Source organism: Sedimentibacter hydroxybenzoicus DSM 7310 (assembly GCF_013403245.1).
GTDB classification, from domain to species: Bacteria; Bacillota; Clostridia; order Tissierellales; family Sedimentibacteraceae; genus Sedimentibacter; species Sedimentibacter hydroxybenzoicus.
Window position 1 is genome coordinate 1 of the sequence record NZ_JACBNQ010000014.1, and the last position, 13,430, is coordinate 13,430.

A 13,430-nucleotide genomic window follows, 5' to 3' on the forward strand; every position below is an offset into this window, starting at 1 on the left:
CTGTTGGTTTTCCAACTGTTTCTCTGTTAAGTTTTCGTAATTTTTGTTACTTGCTGCTGACTTTGTCAGCAGTCTGAACAAAATAAACAGATTAACCTGTTTATTTTGTTTTTTTTCTTTTTATTCAACAATTACTTCAACTTCATCGCAGTTAGAAAGTCCTGCTGCGTTTCCTTCTTCCACATCCAAGTGCATATCCAAAGCATATGTATCATGAACCCTGATAAGTACATTATCAAATGTTAGTCCTCTCGGTCCACCTACCCTAACCTTAACCGTATCTTTATCCTTTAAGCCAAATTTTTCGGCATCAGAAGTGTGCATATGTATGTGTCTTGCCGCTGCTATAACTCCTTTGTCCACCTCAACCTCTCCCTTTGGTCCCACTAATTTAATTCCGGGAGTTCCGTCAAGTTTTCCTGAATCTCTCACAGGAATATCCTTTAAGCCAAGAGTAAATCCGTCAGCAAAAGATATTTCAATCTGAGACTCTTTACGAGCAGGTCCAAGTATTCTAACACCATTTATAGTTCTTTTAGGACCTACTAAATCAACCTTTTCCTCACATGCAAATTGTCCGGGCTGGCTTAAATCCTTCATAGGTGTTAATTCATGTCCTTCTCCAAATAATATGTCAATATGCTCCTTGCTTAGGTGAACATGTTTATTAGATAATCCAACAGTAACTTTAAAATTCATCGTATCCTCCGCATAATTATAATCTCATAAAAATTATAATACACCGGCATTTTAATTTCAACTAATAAATTAATTTTTTAACGTAATATACATCATTAACTTGACAGTCTGTTGAAAAAGTTCCTCCTGCAAGGCGTCGGAAGACGGACAACCGCAGCGTATTTAGACATACGTGAGGATTGACCGTCTGAACGGCAACGACGCAGGGGGACTTTTTCAGCGGACTGAGTAAGCTATGTTTATAGTAGTCAATGCAATGAAATAATAAGATATATATCTGGATATATTATTTTCCGGCATAATCATTGATGTTATATAAAAAAATATGGAAGAGAAAATATATATTACAATTTTTTTCTTGTCGAATATATTTTTTTTAATAACCGCATCTTTGGTTTTTTTGCCTTCTTCCTCATAAACCTTGGTATAAAAATAATCATCCGCAGGAAGAATTTCATACTCGTCCATCATAGCAAACAGACAGTCAAAATCTATAACCGTTACATCTAATCTGTCCTTAAAATCCTCAAGAAGCTCTTTTGCGCCTTCACTTAATACTCCTGTGGTAATTAAATAGCCTATTCTTATATTGTTTTGACACATGTATGTTACCATATTTCTTGCATCTATACGTTCAAGCTCAATATGTTCAAATAGCCTGTATATTTTAATACAATTAATCAGCCCTTCTTTTTCCGCCAAATACATATGCCTTCCCTTTTTAACAAAGTTTTTGCAGCCTCTTTTTTCAAATAAAAAACCAATCAAAAGTTCAAAATCATTAATATTTATTTCTTCGAGCTTTTTTTTGAAATGCTCTTTTTTTCTCTTTAATATCAACTGATTTTCGCCTTCATTTTTTTTTCTGTCCACATTCAACTTATTTACTAAAGTAAATATTAAAAACACTTCTCCTGATATTAAAATCGATAAGCTTATATCATCAGAAACCAACAATATGGTTAAAAAAATTAATATACTTAACAAAACTTTATATAATATTAAGTCAGTTCGATAGCTGAAATAATTTCTTGAACCAATTGCTTCCTTTATAAAAATTTTCTTGAATTTTCTGTTATCAATCATAAAATCACCTCATAGAAATTATTACCAAATACTATGATTTTATACAAGCAGTGGGATATATCAGATTTATTTGCTTCCGACAAATTAAAATATGTCAAAGGAATAGCATGCCCCATCACAAATTTGTCCGCATAAAAAAAGAAACCTTGCGGTTTCTCAAATTGATGACCGGATGAACGGCAACGACGCAGGGGGACTTTTTCAGCAGCCTGAGAAACCTTGAGGTTTCCAGATTATATTCCGTTTACTGCTTCTTCCAGCCTATCCAAATGCTTTATAGGAAAATATGCTAACAGTTCTTTAAACTGTTCTACGGTTAAGCCTTGTGTCGTAGTATAAATTCTGATTTTTTCATCCAAGCTTGCATTAATGAATTCTTCTTTTATTTCTTCAAATTTTTTTTCCATGGTTCACCTCGTTTATTTTATGATGGCGTTATTATACAGACCACTTCTGCTTTTTCATCTGAAGGATTAAACAATTTATGTGGTACATATGAGCTTATGTATATGCTGTCACCTTCATCTAAAATTTCATTGTAATCGGAAAAAGTTACAATCAATTTACCTTTTATTATTATTACACATTTATCGGAATCTATTATAGAAAAATTATCATTGTCCCATTTGCCTGAATTCAATATAAATTTATAAACCTTCAATTTTACTTTGTTATTTTCGTTTTCGATAGGTAATAAATATTCTAGTTCCATATCTTTTTCAGCTGTATATAATACTTGTCTTTCTTCCTTTCGAGTTACAATTACGTTGCTTCCGTCATCCAAAAAATAATAAGGAGAAACATTTAAAATCTTGCAGATTTTTCCTAATGCAGTTAAAGATGGCTCAATTAAATTTCTTTCAACCTGTGAAATATAGCTTGCTGTAAAACCTGTTTTTTCAGAAAGCTTCTCAATTGTCATATCATTAATTTTTCTTAATTTTCTAATCTTTCTGCCATCCATTTACACTTGTCTCCATTCATGAACAATAAGAAAATTTTACTCTAAAATACTAAATTAGTCAATACGTCACAATGAATAAAAAAATCAAAATTGCCCTATTATATATATAAGAAATAATTTATTTAAGGAGCATTACAATGAACAGCATGGAAAAATACGGTATTGACAGCAAAGACATCAATATATCAGGCAATCAAACAATCGGCAGAATAGTTGCAAGAATCCATGACACATATAAAGCTATTACCGATACAGGAGAAATAAACACAGAAATATCAGACAGCTTTAAATACAAGGTCAAAACAATGTCTGATTATCCGGTGGTTGGCGATTTTGTTATAATTGATACAATAAAAGAATTTAATTATATATCTGAAATAATAAACCGGAAAAATCAGCTTGTACGAAAAGGAAAATGGGATGCAAACTCAGATGATCTCATTGCCTCTAACATAGATACAATATTTGTTTTAATGTCTTTAAACAATGACTTTCACACTGAAAAATTAAAAGCATATATTAGCATATCAAGTAATATAAATGCTGAAACAATTGTAATATTAAATAAAGGTGATTTGATACCGGAAAAAACACTTGATGAGGTTAAAGACGTAATAAAAGGCATGAAAGTTATAATTTCTTCAGATATTTCAAAAGAAAAAAATAAAATAAAGGACTTTATACACGACGGTAAGACAGTTATGTTCCTCGGACCGGAGCATGATAAAATAAAACTGATAAATAAGCTATTTGATAACATTAATCTTGAAAATCAACTAACCTTGCTCCCCGGCGGAGGTATATTAATAAACACTCCTGAAATGCGTGAGCTTGGAATAGAAGGTTTTCACATAACTGAAAAATTTGCAGATATACGTTAATTCAGAATATACATTTTCCTCCTCCTAATAAAAACAGGATGCTCTTAAAACTCGCATCCTGTTTTTATTTGAAAAATTACAGCTTGTACTATCATGTATAAAGTGTTATCATGAATTTTATTAAATATGTGTGCTTATCCGGAGGTTGATTATGCCTAATTTATCTGCTTTTATATCATATGCTTTTATTACAAGCTTTACACCGGGTCCTAATAATATTATGTCTATGACTAATGCAACAAAGTATGGATTTAAAAAAAGTCTGCCTTTTAATTTTGGAGTTTTTATAGGATTTTTTTTGATAATGCTCGTATGCAGCTTCTTCAGCATAACATTGTACAGCCTGATACCTTCAATTAAGCCATATATGACTATTATCGGTGCAGCGTATATATTATGGCTTGCTTGGAAAATTTTTAACAGCAAGCCACACAGTATTGATGAAGAAGGAAAAACTGTTATGGGCATGTGGTCCGCAGTTATTTTGCAGTTTGTTAATGTAAAAGCCATACTTTATTCATTTACAATACTGTCAACCTTTATAGTTCCCTACTATCAATCATGGTATTCCTTATTGATTTTCTCGGTATTACTTGCGTTTGTCGGCTTTGCATCAACATGCTGCTGGTCCCTGTTCGGTTCTGTATTTCAAAAACTATTTATCAAAAACGAAAAAACCGTTAATGTCATTATGGCACTGCTTCTTGTGTACTGTGCTGTTTCATTGTTCATGTGATACAAAAAATAGTATTATAGGTATTTAAAAAATGGGGTGTCCCCCATTTTTTTGTTTGTTATAAATCTAAGCTCTTATATATAGGATTTTTCACATTCAATAAGCTAACCAAAAAGTCTAATCTTTTTAGGCACTCCTTGTTAATTTTGATAATACGTATAGTTAGATTTATCCATTGCTATAGTAACACTTTCCAGAACAGCTTTTACTGTTTTCACATTTAATTCAGTTATTTCCTTAGTATCTACAATTATATCCCAGTTTACCTCATATTTTTCATTGGGTTGAAGCTTTTTGTTTACCGTAATGGCATTATCATGTTCTATGATTTTTATTTCATTTTTATAGCTTGGCTGTATTGTTCTGACGACTTTAGGTTCATTACTGTCATTATATAAAGTAACACCGTAAGAAAATATTGCCTTTTCTGAATCCATTTCATTCAATTCATAATGCCAGCTGCTAAGAACATTTTCTTTTGAACCTATGACTGTAGTTTCCCAGTCATATATATTCCAATAAACAATTAATAATACAAATACCATAATAACGGAAATTACCAAAAACATACCCTTCTTAAGCATATATACACCTCTGGAAAATTCAAATAATATTTTTATCCTTTAATTCTATTATTGCATTTTTTACCGCTAACTTAATAACAAAATATGATATAGCTATGGGTATAGCCATCATAATCGGTAATAAAATCAACCCTAAAAAATTAAATTTTGCCATAAGCATTACCTCCTTTAGTTATAAATTTCATTTAAATGTTGTTTTAATAATTCATCAATCTCAGATTTCAATTTTTCTTTTATAATAATTTTTGTATTGAATTTTCTATTCGTATGTAATTTTAATTTTATCGGTGAAATCCATGAATACCCCTTTAAGGAATCCCATCTATAGTAATATCTTAAATGATAAATTCCGTCTTCTCTTATTTCCGAGCCTCTATAACTGCACACGGAATTTAATGAAGTAATAAGAACCCAAAAAACAGATAAAACAATGTCTCTGAGTATATCTATATTTTCTTTTGAGATATTATTAAACAATATTAAAATCCAAACTACTGATAATATTGACCAAATAACAATATATACACCGTATATATTCATTTTAACAAGCAGCTTTCCCTGATGTTTAATTTTGTATATTTCTTTTACCCATAATAATATTGTGTATACAAAAAGAAATACAACAACTATGTTTAATACATTTTCAAATCTCACTTATAATCACTCCATACACTTAATTCAATTTCTTATTCTAAATCGTCTTCTTCATCGACCGGCTTAAGCAGATCTTTTGCCAGCTCAAGCATATCGGTCGGAACGTAAATATCTATTCCGTATAAATTCACTCCTGTGTAAATTTCCATGATTTCACCTGTACCTTTTGATTTTTTTAATACAGGAATTCCGTATGATTTTAATTTCGCTATGATTATTTCCGCTTCTATCCCATTCAAATTAGAAAGAAGCAACTCTTCACTGTACATAATACCCTCCTGAAAAAATACCGCCTTAAATTATAAATCTGCATTTATTATACCACTTATAGTCAATTATTGCCATAAAAAAACGACTTAGTAATATCATATAATTAATCTGACACGACTAAGCCACTCTATATAGGAGAAATTTATGGATATTTAATGCGCATTTGCTTCTTTCTGGATTTTAACTGCCTTTGTTACGGGCTTCCATATTGCTTGTGCAAGATAGAAATCAACCATACTGTGCACTACGGTTCCCACTCCCACTAATAATACAACCGATATAAAAAATCCTTTTGAATAATAACCTGAACTCATATTGTTTCCAAAATAAAATACAGATACTATCGCTACTTCACATATTGCATGTATTAATCCGATTATGAACGAATATAACTGCGAATGCTTAAATGAATTCAGTGTATCAGGGTACATCTTTAAAAAAAACGAACCTAAAAATGCGAAAACTATATGAGATGCAGCCCTCAGTACTACTACTATAGGAAATCCTGCTATCAGGAAACCGATTGATGTACCAAATGATACAAAAATAGCTGTTAACGGAGAAATAAACATAGCAATAAATATTGCTACATGACTTGCCAATGTAAATGATGCAGGCTCCATAGTTATTTTAATAGGTGAAATTATTGGAATCACTATTCCTATCGAACAAAGAAGTGCCGAAATCAGCATTGAATTCAGTTTATTGTTTCTTGTCATTTTTCTGTCCTTTCTTTACTCGTTGTCTTGTCAAGTGTCTTGACATCTATTTGTACAATTATAGTAAATAAAAAACAGCTTGTCAACCCAATAATTTTTATTCAAACATTATTTGTTCTTTTTTCAATGTTTCAATAATTCTTTTCTTTTCATTTTCACTATTGCATTTAATTTTATGAAGATGTATACCGCCTGTCAATTTCATCAACGGCTGAGCCTTATTGCTTCTAATATTTTCCAAAAACATGTCTGCTTCATATCTTGAAGATATTCGAAGCTCTCCGGATATCTGACCGTATATGGGATGTTCTACAGTTACATCAAATATCGTTCCGCCGTTATCAACAATCACATAAAGCTCATTTGCCATATTTTCATTATCGTGCTGACATGCAACAGTAAAGCATATTTGATTTTCCTTATCCGAATCAAATATATATCCCCTTGGAGTAGCCGAAATCTTTAATCCCGCTGCTCGCATTAAAGCGATATCTCCTACGATTACCTGACGGCTTACGGAAAATTCCTTAGCTAAAGCTGTAGCCGTTATAGGTTCATTGCTTTTTTTTAGTATCGACTCGATATTTTCTCTTCGTTTTTCTGAAGTCATATTATCTCCATATATTTTTAAATATAAAAAATATCGGAGTGAAAGGATTTGAACCTTCGGCCTCATGGTCCCGAACCATGCGCGATACCAAGCTTCGCTACACCCCGACAACAATATAATTATAGCACTTTTTAGATGCTTGTCAATGATTTTGGAACAAATATCTGCTAAATTAAGCTTCTGTGTTTTATCATAAATTTTTTTATTTGAAACACATTATTTTAATTATCATATTATGATAGTAAATTATATGCAGGTACGTTGCAAATATTGAGTCTTTTTACTGATAAAATTCAATTTGTTTATTGGAGGTTAAAATGTATTACAGAAACATACCTTATTGGGTCAAAAATAAAATGGTGCATATCAAAAACAAAAGGCTTGAAAATAATAATCAGAACGAAATTGGATATTTGAATATTAATGTTTTTCAATATGTTCTTAAAGCTCCTATTGAGGGAGCTATTGTCAGGGTTTCACAATTAACCGTCAGAGGTTTATACCGAGAAAATGGATTGGGAGTTTTTATAAATACTAATACTTCAGATCAAGATGGCAAAGTTCCGACTTTTAAACTACCTGTTTTAAAAGAAGAAAATGAATATTATATAGTATCTGTTCAGGCTCCCGATTATCACACTGCATATTTAATTGATGTTCCTATATATCCTGATGTAACAACCTTTTACGACATATACTTACGACATTATTCTTCCGGTGGTGATCCGGATTATGAATTTATAATGCAGCCCCAAATAATTAGACAATAATAATCACCTAAGCCATATTCTCATTTTTATATAGTTAGGTTCCGCAAAAAGTTCTATACGGGCAAGCTGTAGGCGGAGGAAGCTTTTTATATTCTTCATACTCTTTATTATCCGAATATGGATTTGATACAGCACTTAACAAATTGTTCATTACACTGTAATTTTCATTGTGTATTGCTTCATTTAGTGCGTTCTCAACAAGATAGTTGCGAGGTATAATTGACGGATTAGAGCTTCTCATAAGCTGTTTCGTTTCCTCTTTTGTCCTTTGCTGCTTTAACAATCTTGCCTGCCACGTATTATACCAATTCATAAATTCAGAATTACCATGCAGTATTGTGTCTTCCAATTTATTTTCCGTTAAAGCATTAAAGGTATACGTATAATCTGCTTCATATCTGCGCATTAAATCAAGCAGGCTATTTATCAGGGATACATCATCTTTCTCTTCATTAAACAATCCAATTTTTGCTCTCATGCCTTCATAATAATTGTTAATGAACAGTACATAAAATTTTGAAACAGCATCCTGAGCCATTTTAACAGCCGTTTCTTCATCATCATGAAGTATGGAAATCAGTGCTTCAGCTAATCTCAAAAGATTCCATTCTCCTATTTTAGGTTGATTCTTATACGAATATCTGCCCGCTGTATCTATTGAGCTGAAAACAGTATCGGGATCATAGGTATCCATGAATGCACACGGTCCATAGTCTATAGTTTCACCGCTTACAGACATGTTGTCGGTGTTCATAACACCGTGTATAAAACCCACTAATTGCCACTTTGAAATAAGTGATGCCTGTCTCTTGATTATTTCTTCTAAAAGAAGCAGATATTTTTCTTTATCTTTATTAATGTATGAAAAATGTCTGTTTATTGTATAGTCAGCCAATGCCCTTAAATCATCCTCGCTTCCCCAATTTGCTGCGTATTGAAATGTCCCGACTCTTATATGACTTGACGCAACCCTGGTTAATACTGCTCCTTTTAATGCAGTTTCACGATACACCGGCTCGCCTGTTTCTACAACTGCTAATGACCTTGTAGTTGGAATTTTAAAGGAATTCATCGATTCACTTATAATATATTCTCTAAGCATGGGACCAAGTGCGGCTCTTCCGTCTCCTCCCCTTGAAAATGGTGTTATCCCTGAGCCTTTTAGCTGGATATCCAGACGCTTGTTGTCCGGCGTGATTTGTTCACCCAGCAAAACAGCCCTTCCGTCACCTAACATTGTAAAGTGTGAAAACTGATGCCCTGAATATGCTTGGGCAATCGGTATTGATCCCTCGGGAATCGAATTGCCCGCAAGTGTAAAAACTCCATCTTGACTATTAAGTTCTTCTATGTTTAATCCTAATGTCTTGGCTAAAGTGTTGTTTAATACTATCATATACGGTGAACGTACAGGTACGGGATAAATTTTTCTGTAAAAAATTTCAGGTAAGTTCGTATAACTGTTATCTAAATTCCATCCTGTTTTTATCTTTAATTCTCTGTCTGACATTTTGTCTCCTTTCCTTGAATTATGATGTAAGTACAAAATTAAAAAAGCAGTTTTAGTTTCTGCTTTTTTCTTAAAATTATTTACCTATTTCGTTTTCGCGCGCATAATAAAATAAATATTGCTGAGCATATCCTGAAAGCTTACCGAATTTATTTTCGGCAAATTTTTGTATATCGGCATCCTTTGTATTTTTATCGACATAAAGTGTTTGCATAACTCTTCTGACCCACACATCAACAGGGAAGGTATCGAATTGCTTCATCGAAAACAACAATATGCAATTAGCAACCTTGTCCCCTATTCCGTTATAAGTTTTTAAATAATTGAGACCTTCATTGTAGGAAGTGTTTTTAACATTGTAAATGATGTCTTTTTCTTTCAAAAACCTTTGAGCTGCTTCTTTTATCCTCGGAGCTCTGAAGCCTGCCTTGCATTCTAAAATTTTATCAACCGGTGCAGCTGACAATTTTTCTGCCGTTGGGAAGCTATAATAATCTTTGCCGTTATAATTACATATATGATCACCAAAAGTGATGCTTAAATTTTCTATGACCTTTTTAATCATCGGGATTCGGTTATTTGCTGATATCATAAATGATATCATGGTTTCCCATTCATCCTGGTTTAGGATCCTGATGCCATAGCCGAATTTAATTGCAGTGCTCATTATATCGTCTGTATTAACTCTTTTTTTAATTTCGGTATAATCGGTATTAAAATCAAAATAATCCTTTATTATACCTTCGTAATCATTCATTGATATATTATTGAACGTAACTGAAGATTCATTTTGTTTTACATTTATAACCTTGTTTTTAACAACTCCCGTATAAGAGTCATCCTCTTCTTTATTCCACCTGAATGCTTGTCCGCAATCAAATATGTGAGTTGTATTAAAATCCTTTATATTCTCTACAATAATTTTATTGTTTTTTTCTATTATATTCATATTCACCTCTAAAAACTTTCCATAAAACTGCCTTGCCCGTAGGTTTTAGCTTTTTTTAAATATTCTTCTGCTTTATCATGTTCGTTTTCAAGCTCAAGAATTTTTCCCGTAAAATAATATCCGAAAGCAACTCTGTATTCATTTTTGGAAATATCAATCAAATCCTTAAAAAAATCTTTGCATTCCTCGAAATTACCGTTATAAAAATCCGCTACTGCATATGTCAATTGTATTGTTACTTTATTGTAATCTTTTTTACTATACAAATCCAACGTTTCTCTTGCTTGTTCCATAACCTGACGCGCTTTTTCAATCTCGCCGTTAAAATACATGGACAGCAGCAAATTATGATAATAAACAACCTGCCAGTTTGACGGTATTTTTTTAACATTATTGTTTAATATATCTATAGCTTCGTCAAATCTTCCGGCATACAAAAGTCCGGTCGTTTTTTGAATATAATTGATGGTTGTTTCTCTGTCTGATTGAACTTTCAATAGCAATTTATCAACTTCATCAATATACTTTTCAGGACTTTTTTCTTTATATAAAAGTTTATTAAAAAGTTCTACCTGCTTTTCAAGGTTTTTTCTTCTGTTAGTTGAATATATGAATAAAACAATTAATATACCTGCTATGATATACATTATTTTTCTCCTTACTTGCTATCTTAAAGCTTTAATTTAGCCAAGGCATCTGCTAAAGCTGTATTTAAATTTTCATCTTGTTTTTTACTTTGCTTCGACAAATATTTTGAAGCTTCCTTGTTAGATATTGATGATTTTTCATTTTCTTTTCTTTTGTTGAAAGCTGATAATTTTTCTCTGAAACCGCATTTACAAACGAATAATTTACCTTCTCCCTCACCCTTAAGCTCTAACTTTTTATGACAATTCGGACATCTTGCGTTTGTTATCTGAGAAATACCTTTTCTATAGCCGCACTCTCTGTTCTGGCATACAAGCATTGTACCCTTCTTACCATTTACTTCAAGCAGGTAATTTCCGCATTCAGGGCATTTCGATTTCGTTTCATTGTCATGAATATATTTCTTATCACTTACTTTTATTTCTTTAGTTATTGATTTTGTATATTCAATCATATCATTTAAAAATTTAGTTTTTTGTAACTTTCCTTTTGCTATGTCGTTTAACTGCTGCTCCCACTTTGCTGTAAGCTCAGGCGATTTTAAATCAACCGGAGCTAAATCCAATAATTGTTTCCCTTTAGATGTTATATAAATGTATTTTTCTTTTTTCTCTATGACAAAGCTGTTAAACAATTTGTCTATTATGTCAGCTCTTGTTGCAACGGTACCTAAGCCTCCGGTTTCACCTATTGTTTTTTTCAAGTCTTTATCAGCGTTTTTCATAAACTTAACGGGATTTTCCATGGCCGATAAAAGAGTTGCTTCAGTAAACCTTGCCGGAGGTTTGGTTTCACCTATTGTTTTCCTGATTGAAGAAATTTGTAATACGCTGCCCTTTTTCAATTTATCCAACTCATTCACAGGGTAATCATCGAGTATTTCTTCATCCTCATAATTACCGTATACTTCTTTCCATCCCATGGATAAAGTAATTCTTCCTTTTGAAGAGAACATTTCGTTGTCTGCTTTTCCTGTTATAACTATTTTTTCAAATTCAAAAGGTTTAGATAACACTGCTAAAAATCTTTTAACAACTAAATCATATATTTTTCTTTCCTTATCTGATAAATCTCCCAGAAAAACTGTCTGCTCCGTAGGAATTATTGCATGGTGATCCGAAACCTTTGAGTTGTTAACGAAGTTTTTGTTATTTTTAATAGGCTGTGAACTAATTTTAAATCCTATTTTTGCATAAGGTCCCACACTGCAGGCCTTAACTCTGTCCTTTAATGTATCAACTATGTCCTCAGTTAAATATCTGGAATCAGTCCTTGGGTACGTCAGCACTTTATGACGTTCATAAAGCTGCTGCATAACAGACAGTGTTTCCTTTGCTGAGAATCCGTATATGTTGTTTGCGTCTCTCTGAAGTTCCGTTAAATCATATAAGTGAGGAGCGGATGTAAAAGCTTTATTTCTTAAAATATCAATAATTTCTAACTTTTTCGATTTTATGCTGCTTAATATACCGTCACACTTTTCCTTATTAAAAGTTCTTGTTTCGTTATTTTTATCATACCATGTGAATTTAAAGCTGCCGGCTGATACCTCAATTCCATAATATTCTGTCGGCTTAAAGCTTCTGATTTCTTCTTCCAATGATGCAATCATAGCTATTGTAGGTGTCTGTACTCTCCCACAGGAAAGCTGTGCATTATACTTTGATGTCAATGCTCTTGTAGCGTTAATTCCTACTACCCAATCCGCTTCTGAACGTGCTAAAGCTGATGCATAGAGGTTATCGTAAAGCTTGCCGTCTTTTAAATTATTAAAACCATCCTTGATGGCTTTATCGGTAACAGACGATATCCATAATCTTTTAAGCGGCTTTTTCACTTCTGCTTTTTCTATAATCCATCTGGCAACAAGCTCACCTTCTCTGCCCGCATCTGTAGCGATTACAATTTCCGTCACATCTTTTCTTAAAATGAGATTTTTAACAACCTCAAATTGTTTTCTTGTTTGCTTAATAACTTCCGTCTTCATTGATTTTGGTATTATAGGTAAATCATCTAAAACCCATTTACCGTACTTCTTATCATAACTTTCAGGGTCAGCCAACGTAACAAGGTGCCCAAGCGCCCAGGTTACTATATATTCTTTGCCTTCTATATATCCGTTTCCATTTTTATTGCATTTTAAAACTTTTCCTATATCCTTCCCAACTGAAGGTTTTTCCGCCAATACTAAAATCATTTTATCGTTCCTTTACTTTGTTTGATATATTGTACCATATTATATTATAATTTAAAACAAAAAAGAAACCTTGCGGTTTCTCAGATTGATGACAAAGTCATCAAGATGATAGGCTGTTGAAAAAGTTCATCCTGCAAGGCGCCGGAAGCCGGG

General features: G+C 32.4%; 17 protein-coding genes and 1 tRNA gene. 3 read left to right on the plus strand and 15 right to left on the minus strand.

What is annotated here, in order from left to right; all coding sequences use genetic code 11:
• Positions 1 to 120 precede the first annotated feature (120 nt).
• The 4 genes from pduL to HZF24_RS11935 all read right to left on the minus strand — a co-directional run bounded on the left by pduL (position 121) and on the right by HZF24_RS11935 (position 2,749).
• Positions 121 to 699 carry a phosphate propanoyltransferase gene (pduL, locus tag HZF24_RS11920; RefSeq protein WP_179238554.1) on the minus strand — a complete coding sequence of 193 codons (579 nt, stop codon included), beginning with the start codon at positions 697 to 699 and terminating at the stop codon, positions 121 to 123.
• Positions 700 to 915: 216 nt separating this feature from the next.
• Positions 916 to 1,785 (minus strand): hypothetical protein, encoded by an 870-nt coding sequence (locus tag HZF24_RS11925; protein ID WP_179238555.1) that lies wholly within the window; start codon positions 1,783 to 1,785, stop codon positions 916 to 918.
• 233 nt (positions 1,786 to 2,018) lie between these two features.
• A complete protein-coding gene (locus HZF24_RS11930) occupies positions 2,019 to 2,192 on the minus strand; it encodes a hypothetical protein (RefSeq protein WP_179238556.1) in 174 nt (57 codons plus the stop codon).
• A gap of 17 nt (positions 2,193 to 2,209) precedes the next feature.
• The gene (locus HZF24_RS11935) at positions 2,210 to 2,749 is read right to left on the minus strand and encodes a helix-turn-helix domain-containing protein (RefSeq protein WP_179238557.1); all 540 of its coding nucleotides are present in this window, start codon (positions 2,747 to 2,749) and stop codon (positions 2,210 to 2,212) included.
• Between the two features lie 137 nt (positions 2,750 to 2,886).
• Here HZF24_RS11935 and rsgA point away from each other — a divergent pair, with 137 nt between their 5' ends.
• Both rsgA and HZF24_RS11945 read left to right on the plus strand, forming a co-directional pair.
• Positions 2,887 to 3,630, plus strand: a complete 744-nt coding sequence (rsgA, locus tag HZF24_RS11940) for a GTPase RsgA (RefSeq protein WP_179238558.1) — start codon at positions 2,887 to 2,889, stop codon at positions 3,628 to 3,630.
• A gap of 151 nt (positions 3,631 to 3,781) precedes the next feature.
• On the plus strand, positions 3,782 to 4,366 hold the full coding sequence (locus HZF24_RS11945) for a LysE family transporter (protein ID WP_179238559.1): 585 nt from the start codon (positions 3,782 to 3,784) through the stop codon (positions 4,364 to 4,366).
• A gap of 140 nt (positions 4,367 to 4,506) precedes the next feature.
• On the opposite strand, the gene HZF24_RS11950 is transcribed toward HZF24_RS11945, so the two are convergent.
• The 7 genes from HZF24_RS11950 to HZF24_RS11975 all read right to left on the minus strand — a co-directional run bounded on the left by HZF24_RS11950 (position 4,507) and on the right by HZF24_RS11975 (position 7,310).
• Positions 4,507 to 4,950 carry a hypothetical protein gene (locus HZF24_RS11950; RefSeq protein WP_179238560.1) on the minus strand — a complete coding sequence of 148 codons (444 nt, stop codon included), beginning with the start codon at positions 4,948 to 4,950 and terminating at the stop codon, positions 4,507 to 4,509.
• A gap of 19 nt (positions 4,951 to 4,969) precedes the next feature.
• On the minus strand, positions 4,970 to 5,104 hold the full coding sequence (locus HZF24_RS19255; RefSeq protein ID WP_281372292.1) for a hypothetical protein: 135 nt from the start codon (positions 5,102 to 5,104) through the stop codon (positions 4,970 to 4,972).
• Positions 5,105 to 5,118: 14 nt separating this feature from the next.
• On the minus strand, positions 5,119 to 5,604 hold the full coding sequence (locus HZF24_RS11955) for a DUF5673 domain-containing protein (RefSeq protein ID WP_179238561.1): 486 nt from the start codon (positions 5,602 to 5,604) through the stop codon (positions 5,119 to 5,121).
• Between the two features lie 32 nt (positions 5,605 to 5,636).
• Positions 5,637 to 5,873, minus strand: coding sequence for a putative signal transducing protein (locus tag HZF24_RS11960; RefSeq protein WP_179238562.1), 237 nt, complete (start codon positions 5,871 to 5,873; stop codon positions 5,637 to 5,639).
• A 153-nt stretch (positions 5,874 to 6,026) separates the two neighbouring features.
• Positions 6,027 to 6,593, minus strand: a complete 567-nt coding sequence (locus HZF24_RS11965; RefSeq protein WP_179238563.1) for a hypothetical protein — start codon at positions 6,591 to 6,593, stop codon at positions 6,027 to 6,029.
• A gap of 97 nt (positions 6,594 to 6,690) precedes the next feature.
• Entirely contained in the window at positions 6,691 to 7,203 is a 513-nt protein-coding gene (locus HZF24_RS11970) for a transcription repressor NadR (protein ID WP_179238564.1), read from the minus strand.
• A 33-nt stretch (positions 7,204 to 7,236) separates the two neighbouring features.
• Positions 7,237 to 7,310: transfer RNA gene (locus HZF24_RS11975), tRNA-Pro, on the minus strand.
• A gap of 210 nt (positions 7,311 to 7,520) precedes the next feature.
• Here HZF24_RS11975 and HZF24_RS11980 point away from each other — a divergent pair.
• Positions 7,521 to 7,973: a hypothetical protein gene (locus HZF24_RS11980; protein ID WP_179238565.1), complete on the plus strand. Its 453-nt coding sequence runs from the start codon at positions 7,521 to 7,523 to the stop codon at positions 7,971 to 7,973.
• A gap of 34 nt (positions 7,974 to 8,007) precedes the next feature.
• Here the strand turns inward: HZF24_RS11980 and HZF24_RS11985 are convergent, their stop codons facing one another.
• The 4 genes from HZF24_RS11985 to HZF24_RS12000 all read right to left on the minus strand — a co-directional run bounded on the left by HZF24_RS11985 (position 8,008) and on the right by HZF24_RS12000 (position 13,277).
• On the minus strand, positions 8,008 to 9,483 hold the full coding sequence (locus HZF24_RS11985) for a protein adenylyltransferase SelO (RefSeq protein ID WP_179238566.1): 1,476 nt from the start codon (positions 9,481 to 9,483) through the stop codon (positions 8,008 to 8,010).
• A gap of 76 nt (positions 9,484 to 9,559) precedes the next feature.
• Positions 9,560 to 10,432 (minus strand): DNA-3-methyladenine glycosylase family protein, encoded by an 873-nt coding sequence (locus tag HZF24_RS11990; RefSeq protein ID WP_179238567.1) that lies wholly within the window; start codon positions 10,430 to 10,432, stop codon positions 9,560 to 9,562.
• 8 nt (positions 10,433 to 10,440) lie between these two features.
• Positions 10,441 to 11,079, minus strand: a complete 639-nt coding sequence (locus tag HZF24_RS11995; RefSeq protein ID WP_179238568.1) for a tetratricopeptide repeat protein — start codon at positions 11,077 to 11,079, stop codon at positions 10,441 to 10,443.
• Between the two features lie 23 nt (positions 11,080 to 11,102).
• Positions 11,103 to 13,277, minus strand: coding sequence for a DNA topoisomerase III (locus HZF24_RS12000; protein WP_179238569.1), 2,175 nt, complete (start codon positions 13,275 to 13,277; stop codon positions 11,103 to 11,105).
• Positions 13,278 to 13,430: the final 153 nt, after the last annotated feature.

Excerpts from the sequence above, each read along its gene's own strand:
- HZF24_RS11950 (WP_179238560.1), bottom strand. The coding sequence starts at position 4,950 with ATGCTTAAGAAGGGTATGTTTTTGGTAATTTCCGTTATTATGGTATTT.
- HZF24_RS11945 (WP_179238559.1), top strand. The coding sequence starts at position 3,782 with ATGCCTAATTTATCTGCTTTTATATCATATGCTTTTATTACAAGCTTT.
- HZF24_RS11970 (WP_179238564.1), bottom strand. The coding sequence starts at position 7,203 with ATGACTTCAGAAAAACGAAGAGAAAATATCGAGTCGATACTAAAAAAA.
- pduL (WP_179238554.1), bottom strand. The coding sequence starts at position 699 with ATGAATTTTAAAGTTACTGTTGGATTATCTAATAAACATGTTCACCTA.
- rsgA (WP_179238558.1), top strand. The coding sequence starts at position 2,887 with ATGAACAGCATGGAAAAATACGGTATTGACAGCAAAGACATCAATATA.
- HZF24_RS12000 (WP_179238569.1), bottom strand. The coding sequence starts at position 13,277 with ATGATTTTAGTATTGGCGGAAAAACCTTCAGTTGGGAAGGATATAGGA.
- HZF24_RS11960 (WP_179238562.1), bottom strand. The coding sequence starts at position 5,873 with ATGTACAGTGAAGAGTTGCTTCTTTCTAATTTGAATGGGATAGAAGCG.
- HZF24_RS11925 (WP_179238555.1), bottom strand. The coding sequence starts at position 1,785 with ATGATTGATAACAGAAAATTCAAGAAAATTTTTATAAAGGAAGCAATT.
- HZF24_RS19255 (WP_281372292.1), bottom strand. The coding sequence starts at position 5,104 with ATGGCAAAATTTAATTTTTTAGGGTTGATTTTATTACCGATTATGATG.
- HZF24_RS11980 (WP_179238565.1), top strand. The coding sequence starts at position 7,521 with ATGTATTACAGAAACATACCTTATTGGGTCAAAAATAAAATGGTGCAT.
- HZF24_RS11930 (WP_179238556.1), bottom strand. The coding sequence starts at position 2,192 with ATGGAAAAAAAATTTGAAGAAATAAAAGAAGAATTCATTAATGCAAGC.
- HZF24_RS11935 (WP_179238557.1), bottom strand. The coding sequence starts at position 2,749 with ATGGATGGCAGAAAGATTAGAAAATTAAGAAAAATTAATGATATGACA.
- HZF24_RS11995 (WP_179238568.1), bottom strand. The coding sequence starts at position 11,079 with ATGTATATCATAGCAGGTATATTAATTGTTTTATTCATATATTCAACT.
- HZF24_RS11985 (WP_179238566.1), bottom strand. The coding sequence starts at position 9,483 with ATGTCAGACAGAGAATTAAAGATAAAAACAGGATGGAATTTAGATAAC.
- HZF24_RS11990 (WP_179238567.1), bottom strand. The coding sequence starts at position 10,432 with ATGAATATAATAGAAAAAAACAATAAAATTATTGTAGAGAATATAAAG.
- HZF24_RS11965 (WP_179238563.1), bottom strand. The coding sequence starts at position 6,593 with ATGACAAGAAACAATAAACTGAATTCAATGCTGATTTCGGCACTTCTT.